Origin of the sequence: Paraburkholderia flagellata (genome assembly GCF_021390645.1) — a bacterium.
Taxonomy (GTDB): Bacteria; Pseudomonadota; Gammaproteobacteria; order Burkholderiales; family Burkholderiaceae; genus Paraburkholderia; species Paraburkholderia flagellata.
Genome location: NZ_JAJEJT010000004.1, coordinates 495,010 through 516,255, shown reverse-complemented (window position 1 = coordinate 516,255; position 21,246 = coordinate 495,010). Strand labels below are relative to the sequence as shown.

Here is a 21,246-nt window from a genome sequence, read left to right as displayed (position 1 = left end):
GCGGGGGGCTCGCCCCCGCAACTTACGCTTCCCGCTTGCTGCGCCCGTACAGCAGGAGCATCGCGGCAATCACCACGCCGTAGATGATCTGGCGTCCCGCCTCCGGCATCTGCGCAACCGAGAGGATCGATTGCAGCAGCGTGATGAGGATCGCACCGGCCACGGTGCCGAGGTACGAGCCCCGGCCGCCCAGAATGGACGTGCCGCCGAGCACCACCGCCGCGATCGCGGGCAGCAGGTAAGCGTCGCCCATCGACTGCGCCGCCTTCGACGCATAACCCGCGAGCAGCACGCCGCCGAACGCGGCGAACGCGCTGCACACGGCGAACGCGGCCACGGTCACGAGCCGCGTATCGATGCCGGAAAGGTATGCGGCGCGCTCGGTGTTGCCGATCGCGTATAGCGTCCGGCCGAAGGTCGTACGCGAGAGCAGGAACATCGTCGCGGCTCCGATCACCACCCACAGCGCAACGGCATTGGGCACGCCCGGTACGAGCCAGCCCGCGGCGAGCCATCGCATGACGTCCGGCGCGGAATCCTGCGGCGACGATCCGCCTGTGTAGACGATCATGATGCCCTGCGCGACCGCGTTGGTCGCGAGCGTCGCGATCATCGAAGGAATGCGCAGGAGTGCGACGAGAATGCCGTTGACGATGCCGATCAGCACGCCGCAACCGATGCCGACCGGAATCGCGAGAATTTGCCCGAGTTCGCCGTGCCCCGCCACGGCGCACGCCATCATGGCGCCGACCGTGATCGTCCACGGCAAAGACAGGTCGATGTGGCCGAGCAGAATCACCATCATCAGACCGGTCGCGATAATGCCGAGAAACGCGCCGACCTTCAGTTGCAGCAGGATGTACTCCGGCGACGTGAAGTTGCGCGAATACATCCCGCCGACGAGCAGCAGCGCAATGATGCACCCGAACGCAATCACGATCGGCTTGTCGATCCTGCGCGTGAGTCTCGACACGAACGTGGTCCGGGTGCTTGCAGAAACGCCGCTCATTGGAACCACTCCAGACGGTTGCGCACGCTGAACAGCCCGCATGCGCCAATCGCGACAGCAAGCAGAAGAATCACGCCCTGGAATAGCGGCTGCCACAGCGCGTCGACGTTGAACACGAACAGCAGGTCGCCGATCGAGCGGAACGCGAACGCGCCGAAGATCGCGCCAATCGCACTGCCCTTGCCGCCAAGCAGCGACACGCCGCCGATCACCACGGCGGCAATCGAAAAGAGCGTGTATGAGTTGGCGCTGCCAAGGCTCGCTTCGCCGGTGTCGGTGAAGAAGGTCAGAAAAAGGCCGCCGATCGCGGCGAGCAGGCCCGCCAGCGTGTAGCTTGCAAACTTCGCGCGGCGGATCGGCATGCCGGAGAGAAAGGCCGCGGGCTCGGACGACCCCGTCGCATACGCCGCACGCCCCACGGCCGAGCGTTTGAAAGGAATCCAGACGATCACCACCGTCGCGATGAGAATCAGCAGGCTCGCCGGCACGACACCCGCGACCTTGCCGGTCAGGGCGTCGGCGAGATCCTCGTTGATCGTTCCGCCGGGCACGGGGCGCAGCAACAGCGCGATTCCGTAGTAGACCGCGCCCGTCGCGATCGTCGTCACGATCGGCTGCAGACGGCCGAAAATGATGATCACGCCATTGAGCGCGCCGCACAGCGCGCCTGCCGCGAGCACACCGACAATGCCGAGCGCGCTATGCAGCGCGTCGCCCGTGACGATCCACGAGCCAATGCAATTCGTCAGCACGAGCATCATGCCGATAGAGAGATCGATGCCGGCCGTGAGCACGACGAGTGCCTGGCCCATCGACACCAGCGCGAGCAGCACCGCCTTGTTCGCCGCGGTCTGAAACACATTCGCCGATAAACTCGACGGATAGTTGACGAGATATATTGCGAACATCAGCACGAACAGGCCGAACGCGAACGTGGTCCCGCGATTTTCCGCATACCAGTAACGCAGAGCGCTCATGGCGCGACTCCTGTGGATGGCGTTGCTTGCGCAACCTGCGCGATGTGTCCAACCGGCAAGTCCAGTGCGCTGGCGATCAGGTTCTGTTCGGTGATCGCCGGCCCGACGAGTTCCTTCTTGATCCTGCCTTCGTACAGCACGAGCACGCGGTCGCAGCAGCCGATCAGTTCGTCATAGTCGGTCGAATAGAACAGAATCGCGGCGCCCTCGTCGGCAAGACGCCTCAGCAACTGATAAAGCTCCTGCTTGGTGCCCACGTCGATGCCGCGCGTCGGGTCGCTGAGGAGCAGGATTCGGGGTTTGCGGATCAGCCACTTTGCAATGACCACCTTCTGCTGGTTGCCGCCCGACAGCGAGCCCACCGGCGCGTCGACGCCGTGCGATTTGATCGCGAGGAGTTCCATCATTCGGTCTACGAACGACTGCTGACGGTCGCGATCGATGACACCGGCGGTGGACATGCGATCGAGCGCGGCAAACGAGAGGTTTTCCCGCACCGACATCGGCAGCATCAGGCCTTCGGTCTTGCGGTCCTCCGGTATCAGCGCCATGCCGATTCCCTTGGCGCGCGCCGCAACCGGACTCCCGATAGAAACAGCCTTGCCGTCGATCTCGATCTTGCCCGCGCAGCCGCGCAGCACGCCGAACAGCGCGAGCAGGAGTTCGCGCTGCCCTTGCCCGTCGAGCCCGCCGAGCCCGAGAATTTCACCGCGCTTCAGCGAAAAGCTGATGCCTCGCAGCGTGTCGCTCCACGCAAGGTCGCGACACGCGAGAACCGGGGCGGCGGCGCTCGACTGCTCAGGCTTTTTCGCGGGCTTGTCCGGGAAAGCATGCTGGTACTTCCGGCCGATCATCATTTCGATGACCTCATTATCCGAGCGCGTGCCCGCCTCGAAGCTCATCACGTGACGGCCATTGCGGTAGACCGTGCATTCGTCCGCGAGCGCCTTCACCTCGTGCATGCGGTGCGAAATGAAGAGGATGGCTAACCCCTCTTGCCGCAGGCGCTTGAGCACCTCGATCACGCGCGCCACGTCGGCCGCCGTGAGCGCCGACGTGGCCTCGTCGAGGATCAGAATGCGCGGCGTGTGAGCGAGCCCCTTGGCAAGCTCGACCATCTGCTGGCGCGACAGTGGCAGGTCGCGAACTTTCGCGAGCGGATTGATATCCGCCGCACCCGCGCGCGCGAGCGCTTCCTCGGCCTGGCGGCGCTGCGCCCGGCGGTCGATCATGCCAAAGCGGCGCGGCGGGTTCGAAGCGAAGATGTTGTCGGCGACGCTCAGGTCGGGAATCAGCGACAACTCCTGATACACGCAGACAATGCCGGCCGCGTTCGCCTCGGCGGGCGAGGCGAACGCGACCTCGCGGCCATCGAGGTGCATCACGCCCTCGTCCGGCTGCACGACGCCGGACATCACCTTCAGCAGCGTGGACTTGCCCGCGCCGTTCTCGCCCAGGATCGCGTGAATGCGGCCCCTTCGCACCGCGAGGTCCGCGTGATCGAGCGCCACGGCGCCGCCGTAGCTTTTCGACACGCCAGACATCTGAAAGAACGGCTGCTCTGCATCCTGCTGCATGCTTCGTCTCCCGTCACGTCGCCAGCCTTCGCGCGTTTTACTGGTTGCCCTGGCTCTGCTTCATGATCTCCTGCGCGGAGAAGTTGATGCCGCAAGTGGGAAACGAATTGCCCACGAAGAAGTTGTCCGACTCGTTCGGGAAATAGTTGGCGCCCGCCTTCAGCTTCGAATCGTCGGTGACGTCGAGCGGGAGTTTGATCGCCACGGGAATCGTCTGGCCGTCGAGCGCGGCGAGCGCCGTCTTGATGGCCACGGCGACCTGCGCAGGACCGCTGCCCGCCGACGTGCACTTCAGGCCCTGGGCGCCGTATTGCGCGCAGAACTTGCGAAAGCCGTTCTCCGTCTCGCCGCCGAACGGCACGAACGGATGTTTCGCATCGATCATCGCGCGCACGACACCGGTGTCGCCGCCTTGCGCCGAAATGCCGTCGAAATGGCCCTGCACGGCAATCGCGTCGGCCGTCGCCTTCTGCGCGACGGCGTCGTCCCACTTGCCGTAGACCTGCACAACGTTCCACTTCTTGCCGGTCTCGTCGAGGGTCTTCGTGAAACCGTTGTGCCGGTCGGTGTCGACCGACGTGCCCGCCACGCCGCGCACTTCCAGCACCTTGCCGCCGCTCGGCAGATGGCCCGCGAGCCACTTGGCCCACAGCACGCCAAGCCCGTACTGGTCTACGTCCACGTTGATCGCGTCTTCACTGTCGAGCGTATTGTCGAACGCGACCAGCACGACACCGGCTTTCTTCGCGCGGCGGATCGCGGGGCCGAACGAGGCGGGATTCTGCGCGTCGACGATGATCGCGTCGTAGCCGGCGTCGATGAAGTTGTTGACGGCCGAGATCTGCGCCGGGACGTCTTCGCCGGTCGAGACGACCTTGAATTCCTTGAGCTTGGCGGCGACTTCCGGCTGCGCCGTATAGGCCTTGGCCGTCTTGATCATCTGGATACGCCACGTGTTCGCGATATAGCCGTTCACGAGCGCAACGCGGTACGGCCCGCTCTTCTTCGGATACTTGATGAACTTCGTGTCGGTCTTCCAGGGGACCATGCATGTGGGGTCGCTGGGCGGGCCGGAAACGATCGATGCCTGTGCGAAAGCCGTGCCTGCGCACAGCGCCATTGCCGCGGTCGCCGCCGCTCGAAGCACCTGGATTCCTGAAAGCATGTTGTCTCCTTTTTGTCGGATAGAACTTACTGATAGCCGGCGCACCGGGCGCATCGGGAATGGCCGACACCGTGTGCGTGACGCGGGGAATCTTGCTGGATGTGCTGCAGCGGGACTGGAGCGGACGCGCCGAACCAGCGGAATGACATCTTCAAAGGCGTCCCCTCGAAGCAAAACGACGGGCATGCGTGAACGCCACCCCGTCTGACAGTACTGGCATACCAATCTGCGCGCGATAGTGGTTTACCACTGGACCCGGCGCAGAGCCCGATTGAGCGGAAATCGGGCGAAAACCCGCGCCGCCGCTATGCGTGGCGGCACGGCAACTGGTGTACCATTTTGCCGAACCTCAGCCGCCGCCCGGCGGCTGCGACGCTTTCGAGAATCCTGGATGGCCGATCTTTCGCACACGCCAACCGGTCGCGCCGCCGATGCGGACGCGGCCGACCGCTCCTACGTCGGCCTCGCGAAACAGATCTACGACCTGATCGCGGCGGGCGACTTCGGGCGCGTGCCGGCTGGGTCGCGCGCCCGCCTGCCTTCCGAGCGCACGCTCGCTGAGCGTTTCGGCGTGAGCCGCACGCAGGTGAGAGAGGCGATCATCGCGCTGGAAGTGCAAGGCGTGGTCGAGGTGCGCGTGGGCTCGGGCATCTATGTGGCCGAAGCGCAGGAGGCGCGCTCCATCTCATTCGAGCTGCCGCGCGGGCCGGGCCCGATCGAGACGCTGCGTGCGCGGGAAGTGATTGAAAGCGGGATCGCGGCGCTCGCCGCGACCGAACGCAAGGACTCGGACCTCGACCGCCTCTTCGCCGCGTTGCGCGCGATGCGTGAAAACATGGACGACAAGGCCGCGAACGAGGCCGCTGACCGCGAATTCCATCTGGCGATCGCTGGCGCGACGGGAAACGACATGCTGCGGCACGTGGTGAGCGCGATGTGGGACAACTCACGCGCCGACCCGCTGTGGAAAAAGATCGAAGAGCACTTCCATACGCCCGCGTTGCGCGCCGCGTCGCAGGAAGACCATCAGCGCATCTTCTCGGCCATCATGGCGCGCGACGCGAGCGCTGCGCGGGCGGCGATGCAGGCGCATATCGCACGCGTGATCGGCGAGTTCACGCAGGCCTGGCGTTAGCGCCTTATGCGGCCGATGGCAGTGCATGCGCGCGCGGCGCGTTATGTTCGTGCGCAACGGCCGACGTCGTGTCCGCCGTCTCGCTCACGCGGAACGTCGCCACCGCTTCGGCCATCTGGCTCGCCTGCTGCTCGAGCGACTCGGCGGCAGCCGCGGCCTCTTCCACGAGCGCCGCATTCTGCTGCGTGACCTGATCCATCTGGCTCACCGCGGTCTCGACCTGCTCGATGCCCGCGCTCTGCTCCACCGTGGCCGAGGCGATCTCCTTCATGAGGCCCGACACCTTGTCCACCGACGCGACGATCTCGGCCATCGTCGCGCCCGCTTCGCCCACGAGCGAGCGGCCATTGCGCACGTCATGCACCGAGGCGTCGATCAGCGACTTGATCTCGCGCGCCGCGGCGGCGCTGCGCTGCGCGAGCATGCGCACCTCGCCCGCGACGACGGCAAAGCCGCGCCCCTGCTCGCCCGCGCGCGCGGCCTCGACCGAAGCGTTGAGCGCGAGGATATTGGTCTGAAACGCGATGCCGTCGATGATGCCCGTAATGTCCGCGATCTTGCCCGAGCTGCGGCTGATCTCCTCCATCGTTTCGATCACCTGCTCGACCACGCGTCCGCCGCGCTGCGCGACATCCGCCGCCCCTGTGGCAAGCGCGCTCGCGGCGTTCGCGTGCTGCGCGTTCTGACGCACGCTCGACGTGAGCTGCTCCATGCTCGACGCCGTCTGCTCCAGCGACGCGGACTGCTGCTCAGTGCGGCTCGACAGATCGAGGTTGCCCGCCGCGATCTCGCGCGCGCCCGTGTTGATCGCATCGCAACTCGTCCGCACGCTGCGCACCGTCTGACTGAGGCCGCCTTGCATGCGCCGCATCGCGCCGAGCAACTGGCCGATTTCGTTGCGCCCGGCACCTGCGATGTGGACCGAGAGATCGTTCGCGGCAATCTGGTTCAGCACTTCGACCGCCTCTTTGAGCGGCGCCGTAACGAGGCGGCGCAGCGCCATATGGGTCGCGATGACGAGCGCCAGCGCGCCTGACAAGCCCACCGCCACCATCGCCATCACCCAGTCGTGCTCGCGCTCGCCCCGGTCGAGCGTCGCGCGCGTGGCAGCATCCGCGTTCGCGCGCAAAGCGCCCACGCTTGCCGAGAACTGCATATCCGCGTTGGAGACCTCCCCGGAGGTGAGCGTGGCATACGTTGCCGTGTCGCCAGCTTCAAGCGCCGTGGCCGCGCGCCGCAGCGCATCCGCGAGCGCGCTCCATGTGGCGAGCAACGCGTCGCGCTGCTGGGCCGCCGCGGCGTCGAACGGAGCGCTCGCGCGCAGCGCGGCGCTGTGCTTCGCGGCCTGATCGAAGAGATCGCGTGCGTCCTGCTGCGCCCGCTTTTGCGCTTCGGCGCGCGCCGCTGCATCGCCGGGTTCCTTCGCCGCCTGGTATGCGCGTGCCAGCGCCGTTTGCGCAAGCGCCGCGTCGTCGCGCAGGGCGAGCGCGAGCGCATCCTGGCGCGCGACTTCGTGGATGAAACGCGCCGAGTCGTCGGCGCGGCCGATCATCAGGACACCTACTGCTGCGCCCACCACCAGCATCGCCGCGAACGTGCAGAGCACGAGCAACAGCCCTTTTCGAATCGTCAGATTACGCATTGCCTTCTTCCCGCTTCAGGGCCTCAACGTGGTTGGGACGGCGTCGCTGCCCAACCGGGCCAGCAGCATATTCGCCTGTTCGATCAGCGTGGTTCGGTAGTCGCCGGGCAACAGCACGTCGTCGGCCACAGTCATCGCTTCGCCGAGCAGCGCGCGAAACGCGAGGATCGTGCTCTCGATCTGCGCAGCAGACAGTTGCGGCAATACCGCCTCCACGAACTTCGTCATCACCACCACACTCGCGCCGAAACGCGAGATGGCCTTGCCATGCGCGCTCACTAGCGCGGTCATCGAGTGCAACAGCATCTCGTCACTGGTGCTCACGGAAATCTCCAGATACAACGGCCAAAGGGGAAAAGAGAAGGCAGTCTTCAAGCGGCCACATACGCCTCGAGCGCGCGCGGCATCAACTCTGCGGGCGCGGGCCGCGCAAGCAGGAAACCTTGCGCGCGGTCGCAGCCGATCTCGCGCAGAAACTCGAGTTGCCGCGGCGTCTCGACGCCCTCGGCCACCACCGTGACACCGAGCGAGCGCGCCATCGCCACGATCGCGCGCACGATCGAGCGGTCGCGCGCGGCGCTTTTCTTCACACGCGGCGACATGTCCGGCCCACGATCGGCCATGTCCGCGAGGAACGAGCGGTCCACCTTGAGCGTGTCGACCGGTAACGACTGCAAATACTTGAAAGATGAATAGCCCGTGCCGAAGTCGTCGATCGCGAGGCTGATGCCGCGCGCGGCGAGTTCTTGCAGCAACGCTTCGATACCACCGCGGCCCGACGTCATCGCCATACTCTCCACGAGTTCGAGCTGCAGGCGCGTCGCGGGCAAGCCTGTTTCGCTGAGTATGGTCGTGAGCTGATGCAGGAAACCATCGTGCAGACATTGCCGAGCCGAAAGATTCACGCTGATGCGGCCGAAGTCGAAGCCTTCGTCCAGCCACTCGCGCGCCTGGCGGCAGGCCTCGCGCAATACCCACGCGCCGAGCGGCACGATCAATGAGGATTCCTCGGCAATCGGTATGAACTGATCGGGCGGCACGAGCCCGCGGCGCGGGTGCTGCCAACGCACGAGCGCCTCGATATTGACGAGTGCCCCGCTCGCCACATCGAATTCGGGCTGGTAGTAGAGCACGAGTTCGTCGGCCTCCAGCGCATGGTGAAGCTCGCTTTCGAGCACGATGCGCTCCATGGCCGAAGACGTCATCGGCGCGGCGAAGAAGCGGAAGTTGTTCTTGCCCGCGTCCTTGGCCTCGTACATCGCGCGGTCGGCCTGCATGAGCAGTTGCCGCGGATCGCGCGCGTCGTCCGGATACATGCTGATGCCGATGCTAGGCGTGACGAACAGCAGTTGCTCGCCAATGTGCATCGCGGCGCCCACGCGCGCGAGCAGCCCCTGGGCGATCTGCCCGACGTGGCGAATGTCTTCGATGTCCTCGATCAGCAGCGTGAATTCGTCGCCGCCAAGGCGCGCCACGGTGTCGGTCTCGCGCACCGCTTCGCGCAGACGCGTAGCGATCACGGTGAGCGCCTCGTCGCCCACGCCATGACCCATCGTGTCGTTGATGAGCTTGAAGCGGTCGAGGTCGAGGAACATCACCGCGACGTGCTTGCCCGAGCGGCGTGCGCGCGCGAGCGAGAGCGTGAGGCGCTCGGTGAAAAGCGTGCGATTGGGCAGGCCCGTCAAGGCGTCGTGTGTCGCGAGGTAGCTCAGGCGCTCCTCGGTCTCGCGGCGCTGCGTGATGTCCGCGAAAATCGCGGCGTAATGCGTACAGCGGCCGCCGGGGTCGCAGATGCTGGAAATAGTCAGGTATTCCAGGTAAAGTGCGCCGTCCTTGCGGCGGTTCCAGATTTCACCTTTCCAGTGGCCGTTTTGCTGAAGGCTGCGCCACAGCGCGCTGTAGAACGCCGGACCCTGGCGCCCCGAGTTGAGCAGGCTTGCGTTGCGCCCGAGCGCCTCGCGCTCCGTATAACCAGTGAGCCTTGTAAAAGCGGGGTTCACGCGCTCGATGGTGCCGTCGAGGTCAGTGATCATCACGCCATCGAGCGTCGACTCCACCACCTGGTCGGCGAGGCGCAGGTTCGCACGCGAAGCGAGCAGCGCGTCGTCGCGCTCGCGCAGCGCCATCTGCAGTTCGCGCACGAAACCGTCTTCGATGTCGTGCAGGATATGCGAGAGGTCGAGCAGGCCAGCGAGACTCCCGTCTTCGCCGATCACACCCACATGGCGCATGCGGTGCTCAACGAGATATTGACGCGCAGCATAGAGGCTTTGCGAATGCGCGAGCGAGCGCAGCGGCCGGCTCGCGCGCGCGCCGACCATGCCGCCGAGCGCGCCGGCGGCCGCGAAGCGCACCACGTCGCGCTCGGTCACGATGCCGTAGTCGCCTTCGGGATACCTCACGACGAGTGCGCTCAGACGCCGCGCACGCATACGCTGCATGGCGTCGTGCATGGGCATGCGCGCATCGACCACGAGCGGCATCGCGGCGTTCACCGACCCGACGGTCTTCAGCCGCAGAAAGCATTCGAGCCCCTGGTTCATGACCAGGTCGGTTTGCGTGACGATGCCAAGCGAGCGGCCCGCCTGATCCACCACGAGACAATGGCGGATGCCCTCGCGCTTGAAGCGCAGCGCGGCATCGCGCAGACGCGTGCCCGCAGGCAGCGCGCGCACCGGATGGCTCATCGCGTGGCGGATGGGCAGCGCGAGCGCGGCGGCGTCTTCGCCCAGCGCGAGCGCGTCGTGCTCAGTCCAGATGCCGACGGGCCGCCCCATTTCGGTAATCACGATGGCGCTGTAGCGCCGCTCGCTCATCATGCGCGCCGCTTCGCGAATCGGCACGTCGGGCCCGCAGGCAAGCGGCGGCCCAGAAAGAAGCTGCCCGATTTCCAGGTCCAGCGTGTGGTGTTGCATGTTGCGCCCCGAACCGCACTGCGATGTCTTTGTGAGATAGCGGGAAACTAACAGCGGGCAGACGGCCTTCAATTGACGGAAATCAAGGTTTTAACCGTCCAGGATGGCGCAAACGTTTGCGCGTCGGTTAGCAGGGAAAACAGGGCGGCATCATCTGTCGCGCCTCTGCGACAAACTTGATGCGCATAAACTTTTATACGCAGAATCACATAATCCAGTTTACTGGACGATTAAATCCATTAAACTAGATGCTATGGATATCCACACCAACATCGCCCGCCGCTTGCGCGAACTGCGAGACGCCAAAGGCTGGTCGCTTGAGGCGCTAGCCGAACGCAGTTCGGTCAGCCGTTCGAACATCTCGCTCATCGAACGCGGTGAAAGCAGCCCCACGGCCGTCGTGCTCGACAAGCTCGCCACGGCGCTTGGCGTCTCGCTTGCGTCGCTCTTCGAGGCGCCGGGCGACGACGCACCGCAGGCCCCTTCTCCTCACGCCGCCGCCCGCGATCAAGCGGTTTGGACCGATCCCGAGTCGGGCTACGTGCGGCGCAATCTCTCGCCGCCCGCATGGTCGCCCATCCAGCTCGTGGAAGTGCGCTTTCCGCCCGGCCAGCGCGTGGCCTATGACACGAGCCTGCGCGATGCGGAAATTTACCAACAGGTTTGGGTCATGGAAGGCGCAATGGAGATGACGGTTGGCGAGCGCCTGTGGCGGCTCGAAACGGGCGACTGCCTCGCCATGCGCCTCGACTGCCCTATCGTCTATCGCAATCCCACGAGTGAACCGGCGCGCTACATCGTCGCACTCTGCAGGACCACTAACTGACCGGATTCGAATCCACATGAGCGAAACCATCAAAGTACGCAGCCTCACCGGCGAACAGGCGCAAGCCTGCGCGAGCGCACTGGCGGACGTGCTCATCGACTGCGTGGAGGGCGGCGCCTCAGTGAGCTTCATGTTGCCGATCTCGCGCGAGACGGCGCTAGCGTTCTGGCGCGGCGTGGCGCAAGACGTAGCTCGCGGCGAACGCATTCTGCTCGCGGCCGAGGACGCGCAGCAGCGCATTGTGGGCACGGCACAGCTTGTGACGGCCCAACCGGAAAACCAGCCGCATCGCGCCGATGTCGCCAAGGTGCTAGTGCATCGCGCCGCGCGCGGCCGTGGTGTGGGGCTGCGCCTCATGCAGGCGATCGACGAGGCGGCACGAGAGGCCGGGAAATCGGTGCTCGTGCTCGATACCGTCACGGGCGGCGCGGCCGAACGGCTCTATGCGCGCGCGGGATGGGAACGTGTGGGCGCCGTGCCGAATTACGCGCTGATGCCGGACGGCGCATTTTGCGGCACCACGTTCTACCACAAGCAACTGGTGAGCATTTAGTCTGGCAGAGCCTGCGGACGCAGCCGGTTCGTCAAGCGCCCAGTTCGAGAATATTGCTGATGGCGAGCGCCAGGCCGTCCGGATTGTCGTACGCCATCATATGCTCGGTGTTGGCAACGAGTTCGACGGCACAGCCGGCTTGCTCGAATTTCGCAATTTCGTCGCTTGTAGCCGTATCTGGAAGGATCACGCCTTTTATTGAATTCAGATTGGCGAGATCTTCGAGCCAGTTTTGCGCGTTATCGTCCAGCGCGGATCTTGCCCATTGGTAAGTGGCATAAGGCGATGCGACGGAAAACGGACCCAACCAGGCGTCGTTGCCGCCCGCGGCGTTCAACTGCGCCAACAGCTGTGAAAAGCCAACGTCGGCGAATTGCGCTTCGGTCATCGATGTTATTTCCGTTAGCATGGAAATGCCGTAATCGTTCACACCGGGCGCACATAAGATCAGGGTGCCCACCTGGATCGGCAAGCATTTCGCCAGCTTCAATGCGATGAACGCTCCCGCGCTGTGGCCGAAGAGATTCACCTGCGTTAGGTGCTCGCCCGCTACGAAGCTCGACAGAATATTCGCCTGGGTCTCCGAAGTAAATGTCCCGTCCTCTGGTTTGTCGCTGAACCCCGCTCCCATGAGATCGATGAGGAGCGATCTGCTTTTCGAGTATGAATCCGAGCCCACTACCGGCGGATAGTCGCTGCTTGAGGCACATCCCAAACCATGAACAAACAGGAGCGGATCGAAGGCACGCCCGCCGGAATATAGGTCGATGTAGCGAAGAACATTCCCTCTGTCGTCTATGGTGAACGAATTCATATTCTCATCCGGGAATTCAAGGCGTTGCCACCGCGCGCAACGCCTCGGAAGGCCGCATGCCGAACATACGCCGGTAGTCGGTGGCGAACTGGCTCAGGTGCCAGAAGCCCCACGCGGTGGCTACGTCCTGTACCGAACCCGCCGCGCGCCCGCACAGGTCGCGCCGGGCGCCGTTCAGGCGCAGCGCGCGCAGGTAGGTTGCGGGCGCCATGCCAAGGACGTCCTGAAAGCAGTACTGGAGCGTGCGCCGGCTCACATGCAACTGCTCGCATAGCTCCGGCACACCGACCGGCCGCGCACGATGTGCGAGCACGTAGTCGCGCGCTTGCGCAACGATCCAGCGGCGGCGCGATGCGGGCTCGACAACCGCGTCCCCGCTGCCCGCACAGGCGTCGAACAGCGCAGCGAGCACTTGCGCCTGCAATTCATTGCGCTCTCCATCCGGAAGCGGCACGCCCGGTGGCTGTGTGCAGGCATCGCCGCCATCGTCGAGACAACTCGCGAGCAATTTGCAAAGACGCTCGATGCGCGTCGCGTCGGCCTGCACGATTGGCGCGCTCGGTAGACGTTCTTCGAGCGCCGTGCGCTCGACCGAGGCCGCATAGTGGCGCAGCACGTCGCCGCGGACGACCACACCGTAGATCGAAAATTCCGCTGGCGTGAGCAACTCGAATTCGACGTTGCCAGGACGCAGCGCAAACGCCTGTGCGCCGATGGGCTGCGCGTCGATACGCGCTTCGCCCTCTCGCGCGACCGGTATGCCGAACCACCAGGCGTCGCCGCGCACCTCGCACGCCTGGCGCAGCGTGTGGCTCGTGGTTTCGCGAAACACCTTCATGGTGTCGAGCGGCATTTCCGTGAGGGTGCCGACGAAGCGGCCTGCCGCAAGCTGGTCGTAGGTCTGCCGCCAGCCCACGAGGTTGCGCGCCTGCTCGTCGGCGTCGTGCGCGACGCTGACCACGGCGCGGGCGCCTCGCGCGTTGCGTTGTGCTTGCCCGGCCGCCGTGGCTTCGGTTCGCTCTGCCGTTTCGTTCATGGTTGCCTCCCAGCACGCGCTTGCTTCGATCGATCGTCGAATGATGCAAGAGTCGCGCCAGCAGGAAGAGTATGCCGAACGGCCAGCGTGGACACCTCGCTGCTCCAAGGCGGCGCAATGGGGGAGCGGAGGACTGCTCAATCCCTGCACAGGCGGACGCACCGCCGCGGTGCGTCACCTGCTGCGACGGAAGCAGCCGCTGCTAGCACCAGCGGCCCCTCAAGCTCAAGCCGACGCGATCTGCCCGACCGCCTCGCCGCCGGGCAGCGTCGCGTCGCTACCGTCTTTCAGTCCAACGCCGGTCAGCCCAAGCCGCCGCGCGTGCGTAAGGAGGTAATGGAGCTTGTGCGCAGCGCCTTCATAAGGCAGCCCCTCGGGCCGCACGTTCGAGATGCAATTGCGCTGCGCGTCATGGCAGCCCACCTTCGGCGAGTAGGTCAGATAGACGCCGAGGCTGTCTGGCGAGCTAAGCCCCGGCCGCTCGCCGATCAACATCGCCACAAATTTCGCGCCTAGCAGTTCGCCAATTTCGTCGCCGAGCGCCACGCGTGCCTGGCGCGCGACCACCACCGGGCCGATGCGCCAGTCCGCAAGGCGCGCACGCACGGCACGGAGCAGCGGCACCGCCTGCTTCGCGGCGGCGATCGCCGAAAGGCCGTCGCCGATCACGAACACCACTTCGGGCGGCTCGGCATGCGCAGCAGCGGCCAACCCCGCCGCTTCGACGAGCGCAGCCCGGCTCGCCTCCGACAAACGCCGTCCCAAATCGGGCCGCCGCAAATAATGCTCCCTGTCCGGCGCCGCGCTGTCCACACCGAGCGTTGCGAACCCTTCGGCTTCGAGCGCACGCCGCAAGGCTTCTGCGTCGAGCGGGTGATGCACGGCGTCGCGGGCCTGAGCGTGCGACAGATTGAAAGCGAGCAGCGGTGCTGTGGGCAAACCATTTCCGGCGCGCCCGAGCGCAATGCGCGCGTTCGTGAACGCCTTCAGACCGCCCCACGGGTTCTTTTCGACGGCGTCGCTCATGCGTCGATCCCCATCCATTCGTGCGCGCCCGCCAGCAGCGGCACGCGTGCGGAGCCCGGCAGGAGCGCGCCTTTTGCGTCGACGATCTCCATGGTCTCCAGCCACTCCTCAAACTCCGGCGCGCGGCGCAGGCCGAGCAGGTCACGCACATAGAGCGCGTCGTGAAACGAGGTGCTCTGGTAGTTGAGCATCACGTCGTCAGCGCCTGGAATGCCCATGATGAAGTTGATGCCAGCGGCGCCCAGCAACGTGAGCAGCGTGTCCATGTCGTCCTGGTCGGCCTCGGCGTGATTCGTATAGCAGATGTCGCAACCCATCGGCACGCCGAGCAGCTTGCCGCAGAAGTGATCTTCGAGACCCGCGCGGATGATCTGCTTTCCATCGTACAAATACTCAGGGCCAATGAAACCGACCACCGTATTGACGAGAAACGGCGCGAACTTGCGCGCAACCGCATAGGCGCGCACCTCGCAGGTTTGCTGGTCCACGCCGTAATGCGCGTTCGCCGAGAGCGCGCTGCCCTGCCCCGTCTCGAAGTACATGAGGTTGTTCCCGACCGTACCGCGCTTGAGCGAGAGAGCCGCCTCGCGTGCCTCTTTCAACAGCGCGAGCGAAATGCCGAAGCTTGCGTTTGCTTTTTCCGTACCGGCTATCGACTGGAACACGAGATCGACAGGCGCGCCCTTTTCGATTGCCGCGATCGTGTTGGTGACGTGGGTCAGCACGCAGGACTGCGTTGGCACGCGATAGCGCTCGCGAAACCCGTCGATCATCGCGAGCAGCTTCACGATGGCCGCCAGGCTGTCCGTTGCGGGATTGATGCCGATCATCGCGTCGCCGCAACCGTACATCAGGCCGTCGAGCATCGAGGCGGCGATACCCTTCACGTCGTCGGTGGGATGGTTCGGCTGCAAGCGTACCGACATGCGGCCCGGCAGCCCCACCGTGTTGCGAAAGCGCGTGACCACGGGGCGCTTTTTCGCCACGGCGATCAGGTCCTGATTGCGCATGATCTTCGACACCGCCGCGACCATCTCGGGCGTGAGGCCTGGCGCCAGGCGTTCCAGCGTTTCGGTATTAGCCGCGCCAGAAAGCAGCCAGTCGCGAAAGTCGCCGACGGTGAGATGCGCAACGGTTGCGAACGCCGCTACGTCGTGATCGTCGACGATCAGGCGTGTGACCTCGTCGTCTTCATAAGGCACGAGCGCTTCCGAAAGAAACGCCTTGAGCGGCACCGCGGCGAGCGCCATTTTCGCGGCCACGCGCTCCTCTTCGCTCGCCGCCGCCACGCCCGAGAGCTGGTCGCCGGAGCGCAGCGGGCTGGCCTTGGCAAGCAGCGTCTTGAGGTCCGCGAAGCGGTACGTGCGCGCGCCGATCGTCTCCGTATAGTTCATGTGTTGGACTCCTGCAAATCTCCGGGCTCACTCCTCGAGCAGTCCCTCGGCGGGCACCCCTTCGCGCTGCGTGCGCGTGGCGAGGAAATACGCGTAGCCGAGCGCGAGAAACACCACGAATACCCCGGCCACGAGCGCATTGAAATACAGCATCGTGCCAAGGCAAACGAGCGCGGCCACGAGCGCGAACGCCGGAAAAAACGGGTACAGCGGCGCACGGAACGGCCGGTCCATGGCCGGCTGCGCGCGACGCAGCTTGAACAGCGCCGCCATGCTGACAATGTACATCACGATCGCGCCGAACACCGACATCGTGACGATATTGGCCGTGAGCGTCTGGCCGCCGAACTGGATCAGCTCGTCGCTGTAGATCGCGGCGATGCCCACCACACCGCCAGCGAGAATCGCGCGATATGGCGTCTTGAAGCGCGGATGGATCCTGGCGAGCCACCCGGGTAGATAGCCTTCGCGCGCCAGCGCGAAGATCTGCCGCGAATAGCCGAGAATGATGCCGTGAAACGAGGCCACGAGCCCGAAGAGGCCGAGCCAGACGAGCATATGCATCCAGCCGCTGTGCTCGCCCACGATGAACTTCATGGCCTGCGGCAGCGGGTCGTTGATATTGGCGAGCTTGGTCCAGTCGCCCGCGCCGCCCGCGAACACCATCACGCCCACGGCGAGCGCGACGAGCGTGAGAATGCCGGCCACGTAGGCGATGGGAATCGAGCGGCGCGGGTTCTTCGCTTCCTCTGCGGCCATGGCGACGCCTTCGATCGCGAGGAAAAACCAGATGGCGAACGGAATCGCGGCGAACATGCCGTGAAACGAACCCAGCGAGAAGTGGTCGTTACCCGACCAGCCGCCCTTCATGAAGTTGGTCCATGCGAACCCCGGTGACACCACGCCCATGAACACGAGCAATTCGAAGATGGCGAGGAGCGTGACGATCAACTCGAAGGTCGCGGCGATCTGCACGCCCACGATATTGAGCGCCATGAACAGGAGATAAGCGCCCATGGCCGCGTGCTTGGGCTCGAGCCCGGGGAACTGCACGTGCAGGTACGCGCCGATCGCGAGCGCGATGGCGGGCGGCGCAAACACGAACTCCACGAGCGTGGCGGCGCCCGCGAGATAACCGCCGGTCGGGCCGAACGCGCGGCGGGCATAGGCGAAAGGCCCACCCGCATGCGGGATGGAGGTGGTGAGTTCTGTAAAGCTGAAGATGAACGTGGTGTACATCGCCGCGACAAACAGCGCCGTGACGACGAAGCCGAGCGTGCCGGCGCTGGCCCAGCCGTAGCTCCAGCCGAAATACTCGCCCGAAATCACGAGGCCGACTGCGATGCCCCACAACTGCCACGTGCCGAGCGTCTGATTGAGCGCCGGCACGCCTGCTCCGCCGGGCTTGCCAATTGATGTGCCAACTGCAGCGGGGCGTGCGTTCGACTCGCTTTGCATGGTTTTCTCCCTCTGGGTGGCCCGGGCGGCCGGCCCTGGCCACCGCGGTTGAGTGGAACCATGCTATTGAGTCATTAATCGACGTGTTATCGAAAATCGGCAAATCGTGTCTGCGGCGCAGCATACGTCCGCGGCGCCCGTGGTTACGCGCTTCCTTGCAGCAGCCTTTCGCAGTTGCGCCTAAAGCAAAGGATCCATGAGCGCGACCTGCTGCGCGAAGCGCTGCTTGTCCTCGCCTTGCAAGGGATCGCGATGCGGCAGGTCGACGGTGAGCGGATCCTGCGCGACCTGATCCACGTGCACCTCGTAGTGAAGATGCGGACCGGTCGCCCAGCCCGTCGCGCCCACATAGCCGATCACTTGCCCTTTGCTCACCGTCTGCCCGGCCTTTAGATGCTTCGCAAAGCGCGATAGATGCGCGAACGTCGTGGAGTAAGGGCCGAAGTTCTCGAGCTTCACGACCTTGCCGTAGCCCGTTTGCCAGCCGGCGAACGTCACGGTGCCGCGCGCGGTCGCGTGAACAGGCGTGCCCACCGGCGCCGCGAGATCGACGCCCTCGTGCGGCTGAATGCGGTGCGTGACCGGATCGAGCCGTCGCAGCGAGAAATGCGAAGACACGCGCGAAAACGTGACGGGGTAGCGCAAGAACGACGGCGTGGCCGCGTGACCATCGGCGGAATAATAAAACGCCTTGCCCGCGAGGTTGCGGTAGAGAAAGAGATCGTGCGAGACGTTGCCGTTCGAGATACGGATCGCAACGGGCGTATCGAGGGAAGTCTTCGCGTCCTGCGCCGCGCCGGCATCCGGAGCGCTCACGTCGTTCGAATCTTTTGCCTCGTTCGCACCGCTTGCATCATTGCGAAAAACGAAGCGGATTTCGCTGCCGCGTTGCAGATCGCGCCGAAAATCGAGCCGGCCCGAAAATGCGCGCGCAAGGCGTGCCGTCGTCGCCGCATCCACCCCGAGACGCTGGGCCGCCTCCGAGAAGCTGTGCTCGACCACGGCGGTTTCCACGCGAAACGCTGGCGCGCTTTCGCTCGCCGGCACCGCGCTGGCCGCCTGCGCCGCCGCATCATGCGCCGGCGCTGCGGACGTCACCGCCGCAGCACCGGATAGCGGATCGTCGGTCGCGACGTCCGTCTGTCTATGCGCGAGCCACGCGGCGCTCGTCAACCCGATTGCGGACACAACGACGAGTTTCCCCACGAAGCCCGGTGAGGCCGCTATTGCACGAAAAGCCATGAATCGAATGACGGATTGCAGAGCAGAGAAACGCGAGCAGGCGCCGCGCTTCTCGATGTGAAATCGGAAGTGAGATCGATGGCCGCTGCGTTCAATCGGCGAGCATCGATGATGCGAAGCGCTTCAAAATAAATGGTCTTTCTTAAACGAAACTTAAGATGGATCAAAGAGCGGAACATTCTGGCGCATCGCGCCGCGATGAACGCCAGGAACACCATTTGCTACCCGCCACGATGCAGAAAATGCCTACCTATACGTGATTTTTCTGTCACGTTTGGAAAACGGGAAATGCTACCGAAATAATTTTATCTGGATACCTTATTAATTTACCGAAATGACATATCGAATGCAATTGCACCTGTTATGTGTCGAGCCGCGATCGTTCCCCAAGGTAGACGCACCTAATCGAATGCTCTATACTCATCTGGTTTCGATCACAACGAAGTCGTTCTCGTGCGCATTGAGACACAAGGTCCACGCTAAAGGACTGCTGTGTCGCAAGCGCCATTCAAACGGGTCTCCGGCCCTCGCGTAGCGGCTCAAAGCCCTCGCATCCATGCCGCCATCAGGCGGTTCCTGCTCCAGCGCGCATCGATTTGCTCGACGCCGTTGAGCTGAACATGACAACCAGAAGAACGCGAAATGCGCGTTCACGCGACTGCCGCCACGTGGCCACCGTGCGTGGGCGCACTGGCACGTCCGCTATTTTTTCGTCGGTTCCAATCGCGGCCATGCCGGGATCACGAACTTCCTTCGCGGCGCCTTGAGCATCCTCACGGGCGTCCCCGCTGTGCAGCGTTGCGCCGCGCGGCACAAAACAAGGAGGCGTACCTTCATGACTCGACGCTCTGCCCTGCTCGCAGGCAGCCTGATCGCCCTTGCCGTCATTGCGTGGGCACTCTCGCGCGCCATCGGCGCCGATACGTGGCACAGCCACGCAGGCGACCTCGCCTACTACACCGGGCGTCACCTGCTGCTCGTCGGCTATTCGATGGCGCTAGCCATCGCGGTCGGCGTGCCCGCCGGCGTGCTGCTCAGCCGGCCCCGCTTCGCGCGTCAGGCCGAACGCTTCATGCAGATCTTCAACGTGGGCAACACGATTCCGTCGCTCGCGGTACTGGCCATCGCGCTCGGCGTGTTTGGCATCGGCGACATTCCCGCGATCGTCGCCCTCTTTCTCGCGTCGCTCCTGCCCATTACGCGCAATACGTATGAAGGCGTGAAAAACGTGCCGGGCGCGTTGCGCGAAGCCGCGCGCGGCATCGGCATGACGGGCTGGCAGTCACTCACGCGCGTGGAATTGCCCAATGCGCTACCCATTATCGTTGGCGGCGTGCGCACCGCGCTCGCCATCAACGTGGGCACCGCGCCGCTCGCTTATCTGATCGGCGCGGACAGCCTCGGCTCTCTCATTTTCCCTGGCATCTATCTGAACGATCAGCCCTTGCTGCTGCTCGGCGCCGCGTTCACCGCCGCGCTCGCGCTCGTGATTGACGGTGTGGTCGCGACCGGCAGCCATCACTGGCTATCGCGTCAAGGAGGGCTCGCATGATGCTCGCGTCACCCTTCAATTACCTGCGCCGCTTCATTCAAGCCTGCCTGGTCGGCACGGCGCTCGTTGCCGCCGCCACGCCCGCATTCGCGCAGCCCAAGCTCGTATTGGGCGCGAAGAACTTCACCGAGCAATACGTGCTCGCCGAAGTCACGGCGCAATACTTGCGTTCGCGCGGCTATACCGTGGAGGTGCGATCGGGCCTCGGCAGCACGCTCATGCGCAGCGCGCTCGAGAATGGCCAGTTCGACCTCGTATGGGACTACACAGGCACGGCGGCACTCGTCTACGACAAGCTAACGGAAAAGCTCTCGCCCGAAGCAATGTACGAACGCGTGAAGGCGCTCGATGCGCCGCGCGGACTCGTCTGGCTCAACGCCTCACCGCTGAACGACACCTATGCGTTAGGTCTGCCAAGCAAATTCGCCGAGGAAACGGGTATCACCACGGTCTCGCAGCTTTCGCAAAGATTGAAAACCGACCCCGACGCCAGGCGCTACGTATTCGGCATGGACGCCGAGTTCGCCAATCGCCCGGATGGCCTCAAGCCCCTGCTCGCCACCTACGACATGAGCTTTCGCCGCTCGCAGATGAAGCAGATGGACCCCGGCCTCGTCTACACGGCGCTGCACAACAACCAGTTGAAGATCGGCCTCGTCTACACCACGGATGGCCGCGTCAAAGGCTTCGGAATCGTACCGCTCGAAGACGACAAGCACTTCTTCCCGCCGTACAACGCCACGCCCGTGGTGCGCAAGGAAGTGCTGGAACGCAATCCCAAACTGGCCGCGCAACTCAACGCGCTTTCCGCCGCCCTCAACAACGACGTGATGCAGGACATGAACAAGGCCGTGGATCTCGACGGCAAGTCCGCCCAGCAAGTGGCGGCGGATTTCCTGCGCACGCATTCGCTCCCTTGAAGGAG

At 64.6% G+C, this 21,246-nt stretch carries 18 protein-coding genes; 5 read left to right on the top strand and 13 right to left on the bottom strand.

Annotation, left to right across the window (positions count from 1 at the left end):
* Positions 1 to 22: 22 nt before the first annotated feature.
* The 4 genes from L0U83_RS32920 to L0U83_RS32905 are packed head-to-tail and all read right to left on the bottom strand — an operon-like array spanning position 23 to position 4,728.
* The gene (locus L0U83_RS32920; RefSeq protein WP_233888352.1) at positions 23 to 1,009 is read right to left on the bottom strand and encodes an ABC transporter permease; all 987 of its coding nucleotides are present in this window, start codon (positions 1,007 to 1,009) and stop codon (positions 23 to 25) included.
* Entirely contained in the window at positions 1,006 to 1,986 is a 981-nt protein-coding gene (locus tag L0U83_RS32915; RefSeq protein ID WP_233888351.1) for an ABC transporter permease, read from the bottom strand. Before L0U83_RS32915 ends, L0U83_RS32920 begins: the two co-directional genes overlap by 4 nt.
* On the bottom strand, positions 1,983 to 3,563 hold the full coding sequence (locus L0U83_RS32910; RefSeq protein ID WP_233888350.1) for a sugar ABC transporter ATP-binding protein: 1,581 nt from the start codon (positions 3,561 to 3,563) through the stop codon (positions 1,983 to 1,985). The genes L0U83_RS32915 and L0U83_RS32910 overlap by 4 nt, the downstream gene beginning before the upstream one ends.
* A 37-nt stretch (positions 3,564 to 3,600) precedes the next feature.
* On the bottom strand, positions 3,601 to 4,728 hold the full coding sequence (locus L0U83_RS32905) for a sugar ABC transporter substrate-binding protein (protein ID WP_233888349.1): 1,128 nt from the start codon (positions 4,726 to 4,728) through the stop codon (positions 3,601 to 3,603).
* Positions 4,729 to 5,119: 391 nt separating this feature from the next.
* Here L0U83_RS32905 and L0U83_RS32900 point away from each other — a divergent pair, with 391 nt between their 5' ends.
* A complete protein-coding gene (locus L0U83_RS32900; protein WP_233888348.1) occupies positions 5,120 to 5,863 on the top strand; it encodes a FadR/GntR family transcriptional regulator in 744 nt (247 codons plus the stop codon).
* Between the two features lie 4 nt (positions 5,864 to 5,867).
* Here the strand turns inward: L0U83_RS32900 and L0U83_RS32895 are convergent, their stop codons facing one another.
* From L0U83_RS32895 to L0U83_RS32885, 3 genes are read right to left on the bottom strand one after another with little or no spacing between them, the layout of a single operon-like run.
* Positions 5,868 to 7,505, bottom strand: coding sequence for a methyl-accepting chemotaxis protein (locus L0U83_RS32895; protein ID WP_233888347.1), 1,638 nt, complete (start codon positions 7,503 to 7,505; stop codon positions 5,868 to 5,870).
* A gap of 15 nt (positions 7,506 to 7,520) precedes the next feature.
* Positions 7,521 to 7,829 (bottom strand): hypothetical protein, encoded by a 309-nt coding sequence (locus L0U83_RS32890; RefSeq protein ID WP_233888346.1) that lies wholly within the window; start codon positions 7,827 to 7,829, stop codon positions 7,521 to 7,523.
* A 47-nt stretch (positions 7,830 to 7,876) separates the two neighbouring features.
* A complete protein-coding gene (locus L0U83_RS32885; RefSeq protein ID WP_233888345.1) occupies positions 7,877 to 10,420 on the bottom strand; it encodes an EAL domain-containing protein in 2,544 nt (847 codons plus the stop codon).
* A gap of 253 nt (positions 10,421 to 10,673) precedes the next feature.
* Between L0U83_RS32885 and L0U83_RS32880 the strand changes: the two genes are divergently transcribed.
* Together L0U83_RS32880 and L0U83_RS32875 are read left to right on the top strand one after the other, a co-directional pair.
* Positions 10,674 to 11,246 (top strand): helix-turn-helix domain-containing protein, encoded by a 573-nt coding sequence (locus L0U83_RS32880; RefSeq protein WP_233888344.1) that lies wholly within the window; start codon positions 10,674 to 10,676, stop codon positions 11,244 to 11,246.
* A gap of 16 nt (positions 11,247 to 11,262) precedes the next feature.
* Complete coding sequence (locus L0U83_RS32875) at positions 11,263 to 11,799, top strand: GNAT family N-acetyltransferase (RefSeq protein WP_233888343.1); 537 nt, start codon at positions 11,263 to 11,265, stop codon at positions 11,797 to 11,799.
* 31 nt (positions 11,800 to 11,830) lie between these two features.
* Here L0U83_RS32875 and L0U83_RS32870 read toward each other — a convergent pair whose 3' ends face one another.
* The 6 genes from L0U83_RS32870 to L0U83_RS32845 form a co-directional block, all read right to left on the bottom strand.
* A complete protein-coding gene (locus L0U83_RS32870) occupies positions 11,831 to 12,613 on the bottom strand; it encodes an alpha/beta fold hydrolase (RefSeq protein WP_233888342.1) in 783 nt (260 codons plus the stop codon).
* A 16-nt stretch (positions 12,614 to 12,629) separates the two neighbouring features.
* Positions 12,630 to 13,649: a helix-turn-helix domain-containing protein gene (locus tag L0U83_RS32865; RefSeq protein ID WP_308445093.1), complete on the bottom strand. Its 1,020-nt coding sequence runs from the start codon at positions 13,647 to 13,649 to the stop codon at positions 12,630 to 12,632.
* 225 nt (positions 13,650 to 13,874) lie between these two features.
* A complete protein-coding gene (gene eutC, locus L0U83_RS32860) occupies positions 13,875 to 14,675 on the bottom strand; it encodes an ethanolamine ammonia-lyase subunit EutC (RefSeq protein WP_233888341.1) in 801 nt (266 codons plus the stop codon).
* A complete protein-coding gene (locus L0U83_RS32855) occupies positions 14,672 to 16,069 on the bottom strand; it encodes an ethanolamine ammonia-lyase subunit EutB (protein WP_233888340.1) in 1,398 nt (465 codons plus the stop codon). Before L0U83_RS32855 ends, eutC begins: the two co-directional genes overlap by 4 nt.
* A 27-nt stretch (positions 16,070 to 16,096) precedes the next feature.
* The gene (gene eat / locus L0U83_RS32850) at positions 16,097 to 17,527 is read right to left on the bottom strand and encodes an ethanolamine permease (RefSeq protein WP_233888339.1); all 1,431 of its coding nucleotides are present in this window, start codon (positions 17,525 to 17,527) and stop codon (positions 16,097 to 16,099) included.
* A gap of 180 nt (positions 17,528 to 17,707) precedes the next feature.
* Positions 17,708 to 18,715, bottom strand: a complete 1,008-nt coding sequence (locus L0U83_RS32845) for a M23 family metallopeptidase (RefSeq protein ID WP_233888338.1) — start codon at positions 18,713 to 18,715, stop codon at positions 17,708 to 17,710.
* Positions 18,716 to 19,604: 889 nt separating this feature from the next.
* On the opposite strand from L0U83_RS32845, the gene L0U83_RS32840 reads away from it, so the two are divergent.
* Complete coding sequence (locus L0U83_RS32840; protein ID WP_233888337.1) at positions 19,605 to 20,321, top strand: ABC transporter permease; 717 nt, start codon at positions 19,605 to 19,607, stop codon at positions 20,319 to 20,321.
* Complete coding sequence (locus L0U83_RS32835; protein ID WP_373321182.1) at positions 20,321 to 21,241, top strand: glycine betaine ABC transporter substrate-binding protein; 921 nt, start codon at positions 20,321 to 20,323, stop codon at positions 21,239 to 21,241. The genes L0U83_RS32840 and L0U83_RS32835 overlap by 1 nt, the downstream gene beginning before the upstream one ends.
* The last annotated feature ends 5 nt before the right edge of the window (positions 21,242 to 21,246 follow it).